The 16,925-nt window shown below is 67.6% G+C and carries 15 protein-coding genes and 1 riboswitch; of the genes, 7 read left to right on the top strand and 8 right to left on the bottom strand.

Translation table 11 applies throughout. The annotated features are described in order from the left end of the window. Positions 1 to 18 precede the first annotated feature (18 nt). From ABZW96_RS03815 to ABZW96_RS03805, 3 genes are all read right to left on the bottom strand, one after another. Complete coding sequence (locus tag ABZW96_RS03815) at positions 19 to 423, bottom strand: RNA-binding S4 domain-containing protein (RefSeq protein ID WP_355071094.1); 405 nt, start codon at positions 421 to 423, stop codon at positions 19 to 21. Positions 424 to 426: 3 nt separating this feature from the next. Then, positions 427 to 1,023 (bottom strand): NlpC/P60 family protein, encoded by a 597-nt coding sequence (locus tag ABZW96_RS03810; protein ID WP_355071092.1) that lies wholly within the window; start codon positions 1,021 to 1,023, stop codon positions 427 to 429. 78 nt (positions 1,024 to 1,101) lie between these two features. Beyond that, positions 1,102 to 1,271, bottom strand: a riboswitch (cyclic di-AMP (ydaO/yuaA leader). 219 nt (positions 1,272 to 1,490) lie between these two features. Continuing rightward, positions 1,491 to 1,748, bottom strand: coding sequence for a hypothetical protein (locus tag ABZW96_RS03805; protein WP_355071090.1), 258 nt, complete (start codon positions 1,746 to 1,748; stop codon positions 1,491 to 1,493). A 168-nt stretch (positions 1,749 to 1,916) separates the two neighbouring features. On the opposite strand from ABZW96_RS03805, the gene ABZW96_RS03800 reads away from it, so the two are divergent. The 7 genes from ABZW96_RS03800 to ABZW96_RS03770 all read left to right on the top strand — a co-directional run bounded on the left by ABZW96_RS03800 (position 1,917) and on the right by ABZW96_RS03770 (position 11,302). After that, positions 1,917 to 3,098 (top strand): ATP-binding protein, encoded by a 1,182-nt coding sequence (locus ABZW96_RS03800; RefSeq protein WP_355071089.1) that lies wholly within the window; start codon positions 1,917 to 1,919, stop codon positions 3,096 to 3,098. A 161-nt stretch (positions 3,099 to 3,259) separates the two neighbouring features. Then, positions 3,260 to 5,215: an acyl-CoA dehydrogenase family protein gene (locus ABZW96_RS03795; RefSeq protein ID WP_355071087.1), complete on the top strand. Its 1,956-nt coding sequence runs from the start codon at positions 3,260 to 3,262 to the stop codon at positions 5,213 to 5,215. Between the two features lie 330 nt (positions 5,216 to 5,545). Beyond that, on the top strand, positions 5,546 to 6,508 hold the full coding sequence (locus ABZW96_RS03790; RefSeq protein WP_355071086.1) for an alpha/beta hydrolase: 963 nt from the start codon (positions 5,546 to 5,548) through the stop codon (positions 6,506 to 6,508). Positions 6,509 to 6,699: 191 nt separating this feature from the next. Further along, on the top strand, positions 6,700 to 6,987 hold the full coding sequence (locus tag ABZW96_RS03785) for a hypothetical protein (protein ID WP_355071084.1): 288 nt from the start codon (positions 6,700 to 6,702) through the stop codon (positions 6,985 to 6,987). A 769-nt stretch (positions 6,988 to 7,756) separates the two neighbouring features. After that, on the top strand, positions 7,757 to 8,587 hold the full coding sequence (locus ABZW96_RS03780) for a hypothetical protein (RefSeq protein WP_355071083.1): 831 nt from the start codon (positions 7,757 to 7,759) through the stop codon (positions 8,585 to 8,587). 25 nt (positions 8,588 to 8,612) lie between these two features. Then, on the top strand, positions 8,613 to 10,553 hold the full coding sequence (locus ABZW96_RS03775) for a fumarate reductase/succinate dehydrogenase flavoprotein subunit (protein ID WP_355071081.1): 1,941 nt from the start codon (positions 8,613 to 8,615) through the stop codon (positions 10,551 to 10,553). A 2-nt stretch (positions 10,554 to 10,555) separates the two neighbouring features. Beyond that, the gene (locus ABZW96_RS03770) at positions 10,556 to 11,302 is read left to right on the top strand and encodes a succinate dehydrogenase/fumarate reductase iron-sulfur subunit (protein ID WP_355071079.1); all 747 of its coding nucleotides are present in this window, start codon (positions 10,556 to 10,558) and stop codon (positions 11,300 to 11,302) included. A 46-nt stretch (positions 11,303 to 11,348) separates the two neighbouring features. Here the strand turns inward: ABZW96_RS03770 and ABZW96_RS03765 are convergent, their stop codons facing one another. The 5 genes from ABZW96_RS03765 to ABZW96_RS03745 all read right to left on the bottom strand — a co-directional run bounded on the left by ABZW96_RS03765 (position 11,349) and on the right by ABZW96_RS03745 (position 16,791). Beyond that, positions 11,349 to 11,546 carry a hypothetical protein gene (locus ABZW96_RS03765; RefSeq protein WP_355071078.1) on the bottom strand — a complete coding sequence of 66 codons (198 nt, stop codon included), beginning with the start codon at positions 11,544 to 11,546 and terminating at the stop codon, positions 11,349 to 11,351. A gap of 89 nt (positions 11,547 to 11,635) precedes the next feature. Further along, positions 11,636 to 11,860 (bottom strand): DUF397 domain-containing protein, encoded by a 225-nt coding sequence (locus ABZW96_RS03760; protein ID WP_355071076.1) that lies wholly within the window; start codon positions 11,858 to 11,860, stop codon positions 11,636 to 11,638. Positions 11,861 to 12,038: 178 nt separating this feature from the next. Further along, positions 12,039 to 12,509 (bottom strand): DNA-directed RNA polymerase subunit beta, encoded by a 471-nt coding sequence (locus tag ABZW96_RS03755; RefSeq protein ID WP_355071075.1) that lies wholly within the window; start codon positions 12,507 to 12,509, stop codon positions 12,039 to 12,041. A gap of 205 nt (positions 12,510 to 12,714) precedes the next feature. Then, positions 12,715 to 13,638: a DNA-3-methyladenine glycosylase 2 family protein gene (locus ABZW96_RS03750; RefSeq protein ID WP_355072065.1), complete on the bottom strand. Its 924-nt coding sequence runs from the start codon at positions 13,636 to 13,638 to the stop codon at positions 12,715 to 12,717. A 363-nt stretch (positions 13,639 to 14,001) separates the two neighbouring features. Next, the gene (locus ABZW96_RS03745) at positions 14,002 to 16,791 is read right to left on the bottom strand and encodes an FAD-binding and (Fe-S)-binding domain-containing protein (protein WP_355072063.1); all 2,790 of its coding nucleotides are present in this window, start codon (positions 16,789 to 16,791) and stop codon (positions 14,002 to 14,004) included. Positions 16,792 to 16,925: the final 134 nt, after the last annotated feature.

The raw sequence follows: 16,925 nt of genomic DNA, 5'->3' as shown, positions 1-16,925 counted from the left end.
GCGGTCGCCGGCTTTCGTTCAGTGCTCGTCTCGGCCCATGAGACGGTCGGTCTCGCGACGCTCGCGCTTGGTGGGCCGCCCTGCGCCGCGGTCACGGCGGGGCATGCTCGCCAGGATTTCGCGCGGGGGAGGAGGCGGACTGCGATCGATCAAGCACTGCGCGGCGATCGGAGCGCCGACGCGCTTGGTGACGATCCGCTCCACGATGACAATGCGTTCGATACCGCCCGCGCGGACGCGGACCTCGTCACCGGGACGCACGGGCTGTGCGGGCTTGACTGTCGCGCCGTTCACCCGGACGTGCCCGCCACGACATGCCTCCGCAGCGGCGGATCTGGTCTTGAACAGACGCACCGCCCAGGTCCACGAATCAACGCGGGCCTGGGTGGCGATGTTCTGGATGCCGGATTCGGCGCGGGCCACTCGTTAGACGATACGGCGTGCGGTGACCACCATGTCGGGGCGCAGCGGCGTGTAGGACACCGGTGTACCCGTCTGCACCGCGTTCAGGAGCTTGTTGTCGCCCGCGTAGATGCCGACGTGACCGCCGCCGTTGGTGATGACGATGTCACCCGGCTTCAGCTCGTTGTAAGCGACCGGAGCGCCGACGTGCGACTGCTCGAAGCTGGTGCGGGGAAGCTCGATGCCCGCCTGACGGAATGCCCACTGGACGAGACCGGAGCAGTCGAAGGAGCGGGGACCCGCCGCGCCCCAGGAGTACTGGGCGCCGACCTTGGTCCTGGCGGCGTCGAGGGCGATGTCACCCGGGGAGTTGCTCTGCTGCTGACCGAACAGGCCCGGCAGCATGGGCGCGAAATTGGGAGCCTGAGGAGCGACCTCTTGCGGCGCCTGGGCAGGGGCGGCGGGAACAGCCGCGAGCGCCTGCTGGATCTGCTGATTGAGCTGCTGGACCGGCTGTTCCCATTCCTGCGGAACATCGAAATTGCCGACACCGGGAACGTTGATGGTCGCGGCCATGGCCGGAATCGCGGGCATGGCGCCGGTCGCGGCCACCGCACCCATGACAATCGCACCCTTGACGGAATTCGGAACCCGAGAATCCCGTTGCAAGCTGTGTTTACCCACCGAGCTACGTCTCCGATCTTGCTGCTCTCCCGCCGACCGGGTTAGCTGACGGGCTCGGGCCGGGAGAGCGGCCCTACCTCGCGACCGAAATCGGCCTCGAGGATTCACCCCAGACGAACCTGTGGGTCCCCGGTACGACAGCCGAGACCGGTTGGCCCCGACAGCCGTTAAGGCGGTAACTAGTGGCGCCGTTTCTCTTACGAAGCGACTGGTTCCACTAAGTCACGAAGAGATTACGGTGCCGACGCGATGTTGTCCACCCCACAGAGCTGCGTCTTTTCCATCACGACCGGAGCCCGCTTGGATCGGCGGAAAATGGCCGCCCAAGCGAAGGTCACGGACTGATCTCGCCGGGCGGCGCGAGGTCACCGAAGGACATCGCCGGCCCGTCCGACCACTCGGGTTCAGGGGCGCGTTCCGTGCACCGCGCGCTCGAGTTCGTCGATCCTGCGGCGCGCCTCGGCCAGCTCGACCTCGAGCTTGCCGAGCGCCATGACCAGCGGGCCGACCGCGAGATCGGCGACCAGCTGTGGATCGTCGTAGCCCCGCTCGATCGCGACGAGGATGTTGGACCGGATGCGCTGGGCCACCGTGGCGCCCGCCGGCACGTTCCAAGACCCGACTACCTCGGCGAGGCCGGCGAGAGGTGGTTCGTCGGACATGCCCCTCCGTTCCCGCGCCGCCGTGCCGCGCGACCGTTCTGGCGAACCGCAACCAGCCTAGAGAGCCGGCGGCGAGAGCAATAGTGCAATACGAAACGCTAAGGCTTTCTAGAACACGCCATAGATGTGCCCAGATTATCCGGACGAAACGCGCTACGGTGTCGGGGCATGGACCCCGTGCGGAATCCGTATGCCCCTGGGGCGGGACAGCGCCCGCCCGAATTGGCCGGGCGCGACAAGCAACTCACGGCTTTCGACATCGTGCTCGAACGCGTCGCGCGCGGCAGGCCGGAACGCAGCGTCATGCTCACCGGCTTGCGCGGCGTCGGAAAGACGGTGTTGCTCAACCAGCTTCGCTCGGCCGCCATCTCGCGCGGCTGGGGCACCGGCAAGATCGAGGCGCGCCCGGACCAGGAATTGCGCCGCCCGCTGTCCTCGGCGCTGCACATGGCGGCGCGTGCGATCGCGACGGCGCACCGCAATCCGGAACGGGTGGACGACTTCCTCGGCATCCTCAAGGCTTTCGCGCTGCGGTCCACCGCGGACAAGGGCATGCGGGAACGCTGGCAGCCCGGCATCGACGTGCCCGCGGTGAGTGGCCGGGCCGATTCCGGCGACATCGAGATCGATCTGGTGGAGCTGCTGGTCGAGGCGGCGGCGCTGGCCGGTGACATCGGCGTCGGCATCGCGATCTTCATCGACGAGATGCAGGATCTGGGGCCCGCCGACATCTCCGCGATCTGCGGCGCGTGCCACGAACTGAGCCAGGACGCCGCACCGCTGATCGTGGTGGGCGCGGGCCTGCCGCACCTACCCGCGGTGCTGTCCGCCTCGAAGAGCTACTCGGAACGACTATTCAGCTATCACCGCATCGACCGCCTGGATCGGGAGTCCGCCGACCAAGCGCTGATCGCGCCCGCCCAGCGCGAGGATGTGAAGTTCACCGACGAGGCATTGGACTCGTTGTACAGCAAGGCCGATGGTTACCCGTATTTCGTGCAGGCGTACGGCAAGGCCGCATGGGATCAGGCGCCGGAGAGCCCGATCACGGCCGAGGATGTGGAGGTGGCCTCGCCCGCCGCCGAGGAAGAGTTGGCGGTCGGATTCTTCGGTTCCCGTTATGAGCGGGCTACCCCCGCTGAGCGGGAATACATGCGCGCCATGGCCGACCTGTCCGGCGACGACGGGCCGGTGGCGACCGCGGCGGTGGCCAACGAACTCGGCCGCAAACCGGCTTCCCTCTCGCCCGCCCGGGACGGCCTGATCAAGAAAGGCCTCATCTACTCCGCCGAGCGCGGCACCATCGGATTCACGGTGCCGCACTTCGGCCGCTATCTGCGCTCGGTCTGAGCGCCCGCCGGCCGCGCGCGCAGCGATTGATTGCCAACTATTCGCCCGTCTTTCAAGATCAATAGATATTCGTAGATTTATCTCGACCAGCAGGCCTACCGATGAGTAACAAACCCTCCTACACTCGGATGTGATCCTGATCACGTCCGAGGGAGGACATCATGGCGACAGCCGCGAAAGTCGACGCCACCGAAGAACAGGCCCGCGCACTGGTCGAGGAATCCCGCGAAACGAGCTGGGCCAAGCCGTCCTTCGCCAAGGAAATGTTCCTGGGGCGGTTCCGGCTCGACCTGATCCACCCGTATCCGGAGCCCGGCCCCGAGGACGCCGAGCGGACCGAGGCGTTCCTGTCCCGGCTGCGGACGCTGTGCGAGTCCATCGACGGATCGGTGATCGAAGCGGAGAGCCGGATCCCGGACGAGTACGTCAAGGGCCTGGCCGAACTCGGTTGCTTCGGCCTGAAGATCCCACAATCGTTCGGCGGCCAGGGACTTTCCCAGTTCGGCTACAACCGAGCGTTGATGCTGGTCGGCTCGGCGCACCCGAGCCTCGGCGTGCTGCTGTCCGCACATCAGTCGATCGGGGTGCCCGAACCGCTGAAACTGGCGGGCACCGACGAGCAGAAGGCCGAGTTCCTGCCCCGCTGCGCGGCCGGGGCGGTCAGCGCGTTCCTGCTCACCGAGCCCGACGTCGGCTCCGATCCGGCCAGGATGGCCAGTACCGCGACGCCGACCGAGGACGGCGAGGCCTACCTGCTCAACGGCGTGAAGCTGTGGACGACCAACGGCGTGGTCGCCGAGTTGCTGGTGGTGATGGCACGCGTGCCCAAGAGCGAGGGGCACCGCGGTGGCATCTCGGCGTTCGTGGTCGAAGCCGACTCACCGGGCATCACCGTCGAGCGGCGCAACTCGTTCATGGGCTTGCGCGGCATCGAGAACGGCCTGACCCGGATGCACGACGTCCGGGTGCCCAAGCGCAACCTGATCGGCCGGGAGGGCGACGGCCTCAAGATCGCGCTCACCACCCTGAACGCGGGCAGGCTCGCCATCCCCGCGTTGTGCACCGCCGCCGCCAAGTGGTCGCTGAAGATCGCGCGGGAGTGGAGCACCCAGCGGGTGCAGTGGGGCAGGCCGGTCGGCGAGCACGCGGCCGTCGGTCAGAAGATCGCGTTCATCGCGGCGACGACGTTCGCGCTGGAGGCGGCGCTCGATCTGTCGGCCACCATGTCCGACGAGGGCCGCAACGACATCCGGATCGAAGCGGCGCTGGCCAAGCTGTGGGCCAGTGAGATGAGCTGCCGGATCGCCGACGAACTCGTGCAGATCCGCGGCGGCCGCGGCTACGAGACGGCGGCCTCGCTCGCCGCGCGGGGCGAGCGGGCCGTCCCCGCCGAGCAGCTGGTGCGCGATCTGCGGATCAACCGCATCTTCGAAGGCTCCAGCGAGATCATGCGGTTGCTGATCGCCAGAGAGATGGCCGACGCGCACATGGCGGCCGCCGGCGCGCTGGTCGACCGCAAAGCAGAGTTCAAGGACAAGGCGAAGGCCGCGGTCGGCGCGACGGGTTTCTACGCCAAGTGGTTCCCGCAGCTCGCGGTCGGCGCGGGGACGGTACCCGCGGCGTACACCGAATTCGGCGTGCTGGCCCGGCATTTGCGCTTCGTCGAGCGCAGTGCGCGCAAGCAGGCCAGGTCCCTGATGTACGCGATGGGCCGGTGGCAGGCGGGCCTGGAGTACCGGCAGAACTTCCTCGGCCGGATCGTCGACATCGGCGCCGAGCTGTTCGCGATGTCGGCGGCCTGCGTGCGAGCCCACGCGTTGCGCGCCGCCGACGCGCCGGAGGGCAAGGCGGCCGAAGAACTGGCGGACACCTTCTGCAGGCAGTCGCGGCTGCGCGTGCGCGAGTTGTTCGACGCGCTGTGGGACAACACCGACGACGACGACCGCACCCTCACCCGCGGCGTGCTCGACGGCCGCTACGAATGGCTGGAGGGCGGCGTGCTCGACCCGAGCGAGGGGACCGGCCCGTGGATCGCGGAGTGGCAGATGGGCCCGTCCACCGAGGAGAACCTCCTGCATCCATTCCTGCCGTCCACGCGTTCCCACGCGGAAGCCTGAGCGGTAGCGGACCCGCCGCACGCCCGCCCGAGCGTGCGGCGGGCGGTCGCTCGCGAACTATTCGCCAATATCGGAATTCTCCTAGAGAACCGCAGATATTTCTCGCGAGCGCGCCGCACATAGCGATCAGGGCAATCTAAAGCTATCTAGTTCTCCAACTACTATTTCGTAGATTTTTCTGCGCGAGCGAAGCCAGCTGCTCGATCGACCGGCAGCGTCGGTTGGACAACGTGTACGTAACGGCAGGTGTAGGGGGTTAACGGGGCGGAAATCCAGTGCGACATCTGGGCAAGAGGCGCCGAACATGCGCCGCGCCCACAGGAGGGTGCCATGTCCACGACCATCGCCCGCCGCGCCGTAGATCACGACGGCCACCACGTCACAGTGTCGACCGAAGACGGCGTTCCCCTCGCGGTCCGCGTCTTCGGCGGCGACGACGCCCTCGCGACCGTCGTCTTCGTGCACGGCCACTGCCTGCGCACCGAATCCTGGATCTACCTGCGCGAGCACCTCCTGCGGCAGTGGGGAGACGACACCAGGATGGTGTTCTACGATCACCGCGGCCACGGCGAATCCGGGGTGGCGCATCCGTCGACCTACACCATCGAACAGCTCGGGTACGACCTGGACACCGTGTTGCGGACGGTCGCGCCGGCCGGTCCGGTGATCCTGGTCGGCCACTCGATGGGCGCGATGGTCGTGCTCGCCTACGCCCGGCTCTACCCGCAGGCCATCGGCACGCGGATCGCAGGCGTCGGGTTGCTCGCGGCCGCTGCCGCCGGGATCACCGAGGTGGGGCTGGCGCGCCTGTTGAACCGGCGGGCGGTGAACTCGCTGCAAGCCGCCGTCACGCACGCCCCGAGGGTGATGCAGGCGTCCAGGCACCTGACCCGCCGCCTGTTCACGCCGATCCTGCGCGAGGCCGAATTCGGCACCAGGAAGGTGAACCAGCGGATCGCCGCGCTGGCCACGGCCATGCTGAACGACACGCCGCTGCTGACCATGGCCGGATTCCTGCACTCGCTGATCACCTTCGACGAGACGGCGACTCTGCACCGGCTCGGCGCGATTCCCACGCTGGTGCTGGCGGGCTCGGCGGACCTCATCTTCCCGTTCGCGCACTCGGTGGCGCTGGCCTCCCAGCTGGCCGGTTCCGAACTGGTTCGGCTCGAAGGCGCCGGGCACAGCGTGCTGCTCGAGCGGGCCGAAGAAGTCGCGCTGTCCATCGCCGGACTCGCCGAGCGCGCGTTCGCCGCGGCGCCATCGGGTGCCGGGTACGCCGCAGCGGGCTGAGCTCGGCAAGCGGGCGGCAACCATCGGATTTCGACCGCACGCGAGCCAGGATCGAATTCTTTCGGTACTGTGTTGTAGATCACGTTGTGTGGTGGGTCACACGGCTCGGTGCAGCGCGGCCCTAGGCAAACGGGCAACCGCGCGTCACGGCACCGAGTTCGCATGTCCGCCAGGGAATTCAGGAGGTATCGATGACTCGCAGCGAATTCGCGGAACTACGCTACGCGGTCGGCCAACTCCGGCAATCCATCGGCGTACTCCGCACCCAGTACGGCGACGCCAGCACGGTGCGGCGGTTGGAGAACGACCTCGAGCGCCTCGCCATCGACGCCGACGAACTCGAGCAGTCACCGCCGCCGGAGGTGCGGCGGACCGCCCAAGACGTCATCTACGTGCCGGACAGCAAGTCCGACGAGGCCGCTTGGATGGGCGCACAGGACGAGGGGCTCGGCTTCCACTCCCGTCCGCGGACGAAGTAGTTCCGGGGTGGGCGGCGCGCGCCGCCCATCGCGGTACTCCCTGCCCGATGCCTGCCGTGGCGGCCGCACCCGTGCCACCGGGCTGCGCGCGGTCCCGGCGGCCTGGCGCACGACGCCGCCGTGATCGCACAGCGCGCGATGGACGTCTGAGCCGTATCGGTCCCCCGCACGACACATTCGTGCAGCGACCCGCCATGGTGCGCAAACCGCTCACCCCCGCCGGACACCGAGCGCGATGAAGATGTTCACCTTGCCCGGCGCGACGATCGAGTCGTTCTCCCGCGCACCAGCGCCGAGACCGCCACCCGTGTCGGTTCCCGCACCGAGCGTTCGGTCACCGCGGCGGGCACACCATCGAGACCGACATCCGGCGAGGCCGCGCGGCGCGTGCCGCTGCCTGCACAGGCGCTCCAGTCGCACCCTCCCGTTGCCGGGTGCATCCGAGCAGGTCAACAGGTTGATTCCGGTCGGATATGGCCGACGATCGATGTCTTCACCCTGCGGTTGAAGAGACAATTCCGGCATTCCGTTTTGCCTGCTCGAATCTTGTTTCGCGGAAGGTGACTTCGAAAAGTCCGGTTGGCCCGGAACCCGCGTAGACAAGCATGAGGCGTGCCTGATGTGGCGCAAATCATACGGTTGACGGCGGGGCATGTTTGTCGAGACCCCGTTCGATCAATAGCGCACGTGTCGTATGGTGCTCAGCATCACATTCGATTGCGGAGGTAACGATGACCACCCGCACACAAGATCAGCGAGGCATCCGCCTGTGAGTGCCGCACCGACCGCCGCCCCCGAAGCGGGCACCGGCGTATTCAGCAGAACAAGGGCCCGAATCTCGGATCGCACGTTGCGCACCGACCGATGGTGGATCCCCCCACTCGTCACGGTGCTCGGGCTAGCCGCGTTCGTCATCTACGCGACGATCAGATCGTATGTGCGCACGGCATATTGGGTCCCGGACTATCACTATCTGACCCCGTTCTATTCACCGTGCCTGAGCACTTCCTGCGTCGAGGGCTCCAGCCATTTCGGCACCCCTTTCGGCGATCTGCCCGCGATCCTGCCGCTGGGCTTCGTGGTGCTGCCCTTCCTGCTCGGTTTCCGCCTGACCTGCTACTACTACCGCAAGGCCTACTACCGGGCGGTGTGGTTCTCCCCGCCCGCCTGCGCCGTGGCCGAGCCGCACGCCAAGTACACCGGTGAGACCAGGCTGCCGCTGATCGTCCAAAACGCGCATCGCTACTTCTTCTATGTGGCCCTGGTGGTTTCGGTGATCAACACCTACGACGCCATCGTCGCCTTCCACGGCAAGACCGGTGGCTTCGGTTTCGGCCTCGGCAATATCGTGCTGCTGGTCAACGTGATCCTGCTGTGGGCCTACACGCTGTCGTGCCACTCGTGCAGGCACATCGCGGGTGGACGGCTCAAGAACTTCTCCGCGCATCCGGTGCGCTACTGGTTCTGGACTCAGGTCTCCAAGCTGAACACCCGGCACATGGCGCTGGCCTGGACCACTCTCGGCACGCTCGTGCTGACCGACTTCTACGTCATGTTGGTTGCCAGCCAAACGATTTCGGACCTGCGGTTCATCGACTGACCGCCTCATCGAGGAGTTTCTCTGCATGGCAGAAGTGGAACGGCACAAGTACGACGTCGTCGTGATCGGAGCGGGCGGCGCCGGATTGCGGGCGGTCATCGAAGCCAGGGAGCACGGCCTGTCCGTCGCGGTGGTGTGCAAGTCGCTGTTCGGCAAAGCGCACACCGTGATGGCCGAAGGCGGCTGCGCGGCGTCGATGGGCAACGCGAACGAGAAGGACAATTGGCAGGTCCATTTCCGGGACACGATGCGCGGCGGCAAGTTCCTGAACAACTGGCGCATGGCCGAATTGCATGCTCAGGAAGCGCCCGATCGAGTGTGGGAACTGGAGACCTACGGGGCGCTGTTCGACCGGACGGCGGACGGCCGCATCAGTCAGCGCAATTTCGGCGGCCACACCTACCCGCGGCTCGCGCATGTCGGCGACCGGACCGGCCTCGAGATCATCCGCACCATGCAGCAGAAGATCGTGTCGCTGCAACAGGAGGATTTCGCCGAGACCGGTGACTACGAGAAGCGCATCAAAGTCTTCGCCGAATGCACCATCACCGAATTGCTCAAGGACGGTGACCGCATCTCCGGCGCGTTCGGTTACTGGCGCGAATCCGGCCGCTTCATCCTGTTCGAGACCCCCGCGGTGGTCCTGGCGACCGGCGGCATCGGCAAGTCGTACAAGGTGACCTCGAACTCCTGGGAGTACACCGGCGACGGGCACGCGCTGGCGCTGCGCGCGGGCGCGACGCTGATCAACATGGAGTTCCTGCAGTTCCACCCCACCGGCATGGTCTGGCCGCCCAGCGTGAAGGGCATCCTGGTCACCGAGGGCGTACGCGGCGACGGCGGGGTGCTGAAGAACACCGAGGACAAGCGGTTCATGTTCGACTACATTCCGCCGGTCTTCAAGGGGCAGTACGCCGAGACCGAGGAAGAGGCCGACCAGTGGCTGCGCGACAACGATTCCGCTCGCCGCACACCGGACCTGCTGCCGCGTGACGAGGTCGCCCGCGCCATCAACGAAGAGGTCAAGGCCGGGCGCGGCACCGAGCACGGCGGCGTCTACCTCGACATCGCTTCCCGGATGCCCGCCGAGGAGATCGTGCGACGACTGCCTTCGATGCACCATCAGTTCAAAGAGCTGGCGGACGTCGACATCACGAAGGAACCGATGGAGGTCGGGCCCACCTGTCACTACGTGATGGGCGGAGTCGAGGTCGATCCGGACACCGGCGCGGCCACGGTGCCCGGTCTGTTCGCCGCGGGTGAGTGTTCCGGCGGCATGCACGGGTCCAACCGCCTCGGCGGGAACTCGCTGTCCGACCTGCTGGTGTTCGGCCGCCGGGCCGGGCTCGGGGCCGCGGCCTATGTGGAACAGCTCGGCGAGCGGCCCGCAGTCGCGGACGACGATGTCACGAACGCCGCGAAGGCCGCCGTGGCGCCGTTCGATCCGCCCGCCGACGGCAAAGGCGAGAACCCCTACACCTTGCACACCGATTTGCAGCAGACGATGAACGACCTGGTCGGCATCATCCGCAAGGAACACGAGGTGCGCGAGGCGATCGACAAACTCGCCGAGTTGCGTGCCCGGTTCCGCCAGGTGACCGTCGAGGGCCACCGCCAGTTCAACCCCGGCTGGCATCTCGCGCTCGACCTGCAGAACATGCTGCTGGTCAGCGAATGCGTGGCGCACGCGGCGCTGCTGCGGACCGAGAGCCGCGGCGGGCACACCCGGGACGACCACCCGTCGATGGACCCCGACTGGCGGAACAAACTGCTGGTCTGCGCGGTGGATCCGGGCACGGCCTGCGACCCGATCCCCGGCGTCACCGTGACGCGCAAGGATCAGATGCCGATGCGATCGGACCTGCTCGCCCTCTTCGATCTCGGCGAGCTCGAGAAGTACTACACCCCGGATGAACTCGCCGGGCACCCGGCCGCGGCCGGGCAATCGACGGAGCGAGAGGCGTAACGATGGGTTACGACGCCAAATTCCGCGTATGGCGCGGCGATCTCGACGGCGGAGAACTGCAGGATTTCACCGTGCTGGTGAACGAGGGCGAGGTCGTACTCGACATCATCCACCGGCTACAGGCCACCCAGGCGCCCGATTTGGCCGTGCGCTGGAACTGCAAGGCGGGCAAGTGCGGTTCCTGTTCGGCCGAAGTGAACGGGCGGCCGCGCCTGCTGTGCATGACCCGGATGTCCACCTTCACCCAGGACGAAGTGATCACGGTGACGCCGATGCGCACCTTCCCCGTGATCAAGGACCTCGTGACGGACGTGTCGTTCAATTACGAAAAGGCGCGGGAGATACCGTCTTTCACGCCACCCGCCGATCTCAAACCGGGCGAGTACCGGATGAAGCAGGTCGACGTCGAACGTTCGCAGGAATTCCGCAAGTGCATCGAGTGCTTCCTGTGCCAGAACACCTGTCACGTGGTGCGTGACCACGAAGAGAACAAGAAAGCGTTCGCCGGACCGCGCTATTTGATGCGGATCAGTGAATTGGAGATGCACCCGCTGGATGCGGGCGACCGCACCGAACTCGCCCAGGACGAGCAAGGGCTCGGTCTGTGCAACATCACCAAATGCTGTACCGAGGTCTGCCCCGAGCACATCAAGATCACCGACAACGCGTTGATCCCGATGAAGGAGCGGGTGGCCGACCGCAAGTACGACCCGCTGGTCTGGCTGGGCAACAAGCTGTTCCGCCGATAGACGCCGGACAACCGGCCGGGGCGATCCCCGGCCGGTCGGCGCACCCTTACAACATGGCCACGACGCCGAGGGCCACGACCCACACCAGCATGCCGACGAGCAGCGCCGACAACAGCGAGCTGGTGAGGACGAAGACTCCGACCGCCGACACCGCGAACAACAGCGCGACGATCAGCCATTCCACCCAATCGTCCGGCCGCAATTTCCGGTACCGGGGATGGGAACTCTTGAGCCCTCGGTCCACAGATGATGGGCTACCCGTATTCGGCCTCGATAAACGTCTTTTCGTTGCCGAAAATGTGTCATTCCGTGATCTTCGAAGGCGGCCGTGCCTTATCGCGGCCGGTCGAACTCTCCGTCCTGCACACCAGCGGTGAAGGCGGCCCACTCCGCGGGCGTGAAGATCAGCACCGGCCCCTCGGGATCGTTCCCGTTGCGCATTCCCACGTGTCCGTCGGCGAGCAGCGCCACTTCGACGCTGTCGTTGCCCGCCCCTTCCCCGGCCCTCCGCCACGTGGCGCCGGACAGGTCGATGTTCGTGTTGCCTTGAATGCTCACGAGACGGACTCCTTCGCTATCTGCCGTGGGAGACGTGTGTACGGACCGAGAACCCAGCACCACCGCTGGGCGCACGCACGCGCGCCCGATAGTACCGCCGCCGACCGGCGCTGTCGGGCGAACAACCGACGAAGAACGGCCCGGTACTCCGACCGACCACGTGATTCGCCGCCTGCGCTCAGCGGCGGCGTGGCGCGGGCTCCGCCCACGCACGAATGGCCGCGACGACCACCCGGCCGGACGGGCGAAACCTGTTCCGTGGCGGCACTATCCAAGACCGAATCGCGCCGACCGACGCCGTCGGGGACGGCAACGCGATCGTCGACCCCGTGCGGCAGACCGAGACGTTGAGCCGGAACAACTCCGCGAACAGGCGCGTGTCGTTTTCCGGCAGGTCCGGCGCGATCAGGAAGGTCCATCGATTCGAGCGCGGGTGCGCCAGGATCGGGCCCAGCCGCACGCTCTTGCTCTGCATGTGCGCCTTGACCGCCTGACCCAGGCTGCTCGGCATGGTCAACGCCCACACCGACCCCCCGCGCATCACGATCCGGCCGAGTTCGGGCGGATCCACAACGGCGGGCAGATCGCATTCCCGCCGGTAGAACAGGCATCTGGATCGTGGCGTATCCCCGAGTGGCCTCTGCTCCACTGACAACCCCCTGCAGTTGTGTGGTTCGACGATGAGTGCGCGCCATACGGAACCCCTCCGGCTACCGCTCGCGTACCGATGAGAATGCGGCGATGGCCGAGTGTGGCGCGACTACCTATAGTTTTGCTTTTCTCCGGCCGGAACCGACTGATAAAGAATGGGCAAAACTGCGGAAAAGTGAACGCGCCGAGGGGCCGCTGTGAACTCAGTGCCAGGTGTGATCGGTCAGCGGGGTGCGCGGGCCGAACTTCGGCTTGGAGAAGTGGCCGCTGATTTCCAGCAGGCGGATCGCTCGATAACGGTGCGGGCGCAGCGGCTCCAGGTATTCGACCATCGCATCGTCATCCATGGGACGGCCGAGCAGAGTCCAGCCGACCGCGGCGGACAGGTGGTAATCGCCGACCGACAGCGCGTCCGCGTCGCCGAAAGCCCGCTGCGCGATCTCCGCGGCCGTCCACACCCCGATACCGGGGACACCGCACAACCTTCGTGCCGCCTCGACCGGATCGACCCGGGCCGCGCGCTCCAGCGATTCGGCGATCCGAGCCGCGCGCACGATGGTCTGCGCGCGTTGCGGTCCGACATTGGCCCGGTGGTACACCCAGGAAGGAATTCGCCGCCAAGTGTCCGCGTCCGGCGGCAGCCGCATTCCCTCTGGTGCGGGGCCGGGCGCCGGTTCGCCGTACTGCCGCACCAGTTTCCGCCACGACGCCCGCGCGGAGACGGTGTGCACCTTTTGCTCCAGCACCGACGGCACAAGGGCTTCGAAGACCAAGCCCGTGCGCAGCATGCGCAGCCCGGGAAAACGGCGATGGGCATCGACGAGTTTCGGATGGTCCGGGAGGAACGCCGAGACATCCTCGTCCAGGCAGAGCATGTGCTCGAGACCCGCGAGGAATTCCGCCGCGCCCGGCCCCCAGGCGCGGGCCTGCACAGTGCGCGGATCGGACTGGGCGAGGCGGTAGGTGACCGGCCCGGTCGGCAGACGGGAGGCGTGCCAGTGCGCGCCGTCGCCGGTCACCCGATGGCACGGATCGCCGGTGCCGCGACCGAGGGGAGCGAGCGTGCACGCCAGGTCGATCGGCCGATCCGTGGTCACGGTCCGGCTGGCTCCCGGCTCGACCGTCATGCTGCGCACCCGAGACATTCTGCCCGGTGCGGCGCGCGGCGCCGCGTCCCCCTCCACCGGGACACGCGGATTATTATCTGAGCCACACCTAAAGCCATTCATACCGATCGCACATGATTATGGTTTCGCAATCAGATGTAACGGCATGAGATTCACGGCGATATTGTTTTCGTTCGGCAAATATCTGGCAGTAGCAATGACGGAGGTTCTTCGATGATCACCAATCTGCTCAACTGGCTGCTCAACGCCTGGGGTGGAGTTTCCGCGGGCAGCTCGGGCTACCAGATTCCGCCGGGCACCCTGCCGTTCGGCAGCTGAACCGCGCGGCGCCCGCCCTGCCTGTCCGGCGGGCACCCCAAAAGGTCACTCGCCCAGTAGGAATTGCGCGATGTGCCGCGCCCGGCGCCCAGCGAGGGACGCGGCCTGAGTGCGGCAGGAAAAGCCATCGGCGAGGAGGATCGCGTCGTCTCCCGCGGCGCGCAGCGCGGGGAGCATGCCGCTCTCGGCCACCGCGACCGAAATGTCGTAATGGCCCGACTGCATTCCGAAATTTCCCGCCAGACCGCAGCACCCGGTGATTTCCGTCACCGTCACGCCCATACTGGCTAATAAATGGCGATCGGCATCGAATCCGAGAATCGCGTGCTGGTGACAATGCGGTTGAACCACCACCGATCGGCCGGTGCGCTGCGGGGGGCGCCAGGAGGGCTGATCGGCGAGGAATTCGGCCAAGGTGCGCACCGCGGCGGCGGTCGGGGCGGATCTGGGATCGTCCGGCAACAATTCCGTGAGGTCCGCGCGCAGAACCGCGGTGCAGGACGGTTCCAGTCCCACGACCACTCCACCCGCCTCCACATGCTCCTGCAACGCGGTCAACGTGGCCCGCAACCGCGCGCGGGCGCCGTCGAGCTGACCGGTGCTGATCCAGGTGAGTCCGCAGCAGACGCGTTGCTCGGGGATGCGAACGCGGTAGCCCAAGGTGGCAAGCAGCCGCGCCGCGGCCAAGGCGATCTCCGGGTCGAACACGTCGGTGAAGGTATCGATCCACAGCATCACCTCGCCGGAGACACCGCTTTCGGCCCGCACCTCGGGCGCGTAGGCGGACTCGGCCAGGCGCGCGCCTTCGTCCAGATCGCGCCAGATGCGGCGGAACGTACGCGCTGCCAAGCGCGGCACCTCACGACGCGGGTCGATGCCTGCCGCCCGCAGCCCGGCTCGACGCAGCGCGGTCCGGCCCGCCAGCGCGTTGACGACCCGCGGCATCCGGCTCGCGGCGGACAGCCATCGAGGCAACCAGCCCAGCGAATAGTGATCGATCGGCCGGAGCCGGTGGCGGTAGCGGCGATACAGCGTCTCCGACTTGTAGGTGGCCATGTCCACGCCCGCCGGGCAGTCCGACCGGCACGCCCGGCAGGACAGGCACAGATCGAGCGACTCGGCGACGGCCTCCGACGACCAGGGCAGCGCGCCGCGCACCACCTCTTGCAGCACCCTCGCCCGCCCGCGTGTGCTGTCCTTCTCGTCCCGGGTCGCCTGGTAAGACGGGCACATGAAACCGCCGTCGGCCCGGCATTTGCCGACGCCGACGCAGCGGTGCACCGCGACGCTCATATCGCCGTCGTCTTCTCCGAGCGGGTAACCGTTCGATGTGCCGACGTCACCGAGTCCGGCCAGCCGCAGGTCGGCATCGATCGGACGCGGCGCGACGAGCACGCCCGGATTCAAGATGTCGCCGGGGTCGAACAAGGCCTTGTACCCGGCGAAGACATCGAGCACCGCGGGGGAGTACATCGCCGAGAGCAACTCGGAGCGAGCCCGGCCGTCGCCGTGCTCGCCGGACAGCGAACCGCCGTGCCGGACGACCAGCTCCGCCGCGTCGAACAGGAAGGCACGGAAGCGGTGCGGCGCGTCGGCGATCGGAAGATCGAGGCGGACGTGGATGCAGCCGTCGCCGATGTGCCCGTAGAGCAGGCCGTCGACACCATGCTCGCGCGTCAGCGCGGCGAAATCGCGGAGGTAGGAGCCGAGCCGTTCCGGTGGGACGGCCGCGTCCTCCCAGCCCGGCCAGGCCGGCCGCCCGTCCGGCGTGCGACCGGCCAGCCCCGCGCCGTCGGCTCTGATCCGCCACAGCTGCGCGGCGGTACCGGGATCGGTGACGATCCTGCTGTCCATCGCGCCCGCCGTCCGGCACAGTCGCTGTGCGACGGCCAGCGCGTCGGCCTGCGTCGCGCCCGCTGTCTCCACGAACAGCCAACCGCCACCGCGCGGCAGGTCGGGCACCGTTCCCCGATGCGCCCTGACCACGTCGACCAGCCGCGCGTCGATGCCCTCGACCGCGATCGGCGCGCAGGCCAGCACGGCGGCGACATCATCGGCCGCGGTGGCGATGTCCGGGTAGCCGAGCACCGTGAGCACGGTGGCCGCGGGCAGCTCGACCAGCTCGACGGTCGCGTCCAGCAGCAGACCGCAGGTGCCCTCGCTGCCGACGAACGCCTTCGCCGCCGACGCGCCGCGCTCGGGCAGCAGATGTTCCAAACCGTATCCGGACGCCTGGCGGTCGAAGCGCCCGAGATCGGTGCGCAACACCGCGAGATTCGCTCGGCTGAATTCCGCGAGACCCGGCACCGCGGACAGGTCGGCGGCCAGTGTGCGTTCGGTGCGGGTGCCGTCCAGGATGCGCAGTTCGCGCACCGTGTCGGAGGTGCGGCCCCACGCGACGGCGCGCGGCCCGCACGCGTTGTTGCCGATCATGCCGCCGAGCGTGCAGCGATTCTGTGTCGAAGGGTCCGGTCCGAAGCGCAGGCCGTGCGGGCGGGCCGCGCGCTGCAACTCCGACAGCACCACGCCCGGCTGCACGGTAGCCACGCGCGCGGCCGCATCGATCGCCACGATCCGGTTCATATGCCTGCTGAAATCGAGCACCAGCCCGGGACCGATCGCGTTGCCCGCCACCGACGTCCCCGCGCCGCGCGCGGTCACCGGCAGCCCCTCGGCTCCGGCGAACTCCAAGGTGACCGCGACGTCCTCGTCGGTCCGCGGAAAGACGACCGCCGCCGGGAGAACCCGATAGTTCGACGCGTCCGAGGAGTACTCCGCCCGCCGCCGCTCGGAGGCGTCGACCTCACCCGCGATCCTGCCGCGCAGCGCCGCCATACGGTTCACGGTGTTGATTTTTCCAGCGCCTGCGGCGCTGGGTGTTCACGGCCCCTTCATGGCTCGCGTCCGAGCGACCGCCGCTGGCGACTTCGTCGCGGCAGCGGGCGCGACACGGCAGCGCGCCGGGGCCC

Source organism: Nocardia sp. NPDC004168 (assembly GCF_040610355.1).
In the GTDB taxonomy this organism is placed as follows: Bacteria; Actinomycetota; Actinomycetes; order Mycobacteriales; family Mycobacteriaceae; genus Nocardia; species Nocardia sichangensis.
Note: the sequence above shows the minus strand (reverse complement) of the source record. Positions and strands in the feature narration are given on the sequence as shown.

What these genes read in the sequence shown, in the direction of transcription:
- ABZW96_RS03810 (WP_355071092.1), bottom strand. Translation starts at nt 1,023, where the DNA reads ATGGGTGCGGTGGCCGCGACCGGCGCCATGCCCGCGATTCCGGCCATG.
- ABZW96_RS03805 (WP_355071090.1), bottom strand. Translation starts at nt 1,748, where the DNA reads ATGTCCGACGAACCACCTCTCGCCGGCCTCGCCGAGGTAGTCGGGTCT.
- ABZW96_RS03800 (WP_355071089.1), top strand. Translation starts at nt 1,917, where the DNA reads ATGGACCCCGTGCGGAATCCGTATGCCCCTGGGGCGGGACAGCGCCCG.
- ABZW96_RS03795 (WP_355071087.1), top strand. Translation starts at nt 3,260, where the DNA reads ATGGCGACAGCCGCGAAAGTCGACGCCACCGAAGAACAGGCCCGCGCA.
- ABZW96_RS03790 (WP_355071086.1), top strand. Translation starts at nt 5,546, where the DNA reads ATGTCCACGACCATCGCCCGCCGCGCCGTAGATCACGACGGCCACCAC.
- ABZW96_RS03785 (WP_355071084.1), top strand. Translation starts at nt 6,700, where the DNA reads ATGACTCGCAGCGAATTCGCGGAACTACGCTACGCGGTCGGCCAACTC.
- ABZW96_RS03775 (WP_355071081.1), top strand. Translation starts at nt 8,613, where the DNA reads ATGGCAGAAGTGGAACGGCACAAGTACGACGTCGTCGTGATCGGAGCG.
- ABZW96_RS03770 (WP_355071079.1), top strand. Translation starts at nt 10,556, where the DNA reads ATGGGTTACGACGCCAAATTCCGCGTATGGCGCGGCGATCTCGACGGC.
- ABZW96_RS03750 (WP_355072065.1), bottom strand. Translation starts at nt 13,638, where the DNA reads ATGACGGTCGAGCCGGGAGCCAGCCGGACCGTGACCACGGATCGGCCG.
- ABZW96_RS03745 (WP_355072063.1), bottom strand. Translation starts at nt 16,791, where the DNA reads ATGGCGGCGCTGCGCGGCAGGATCGCGGGTGAGGTCGACGCCTCCGAG.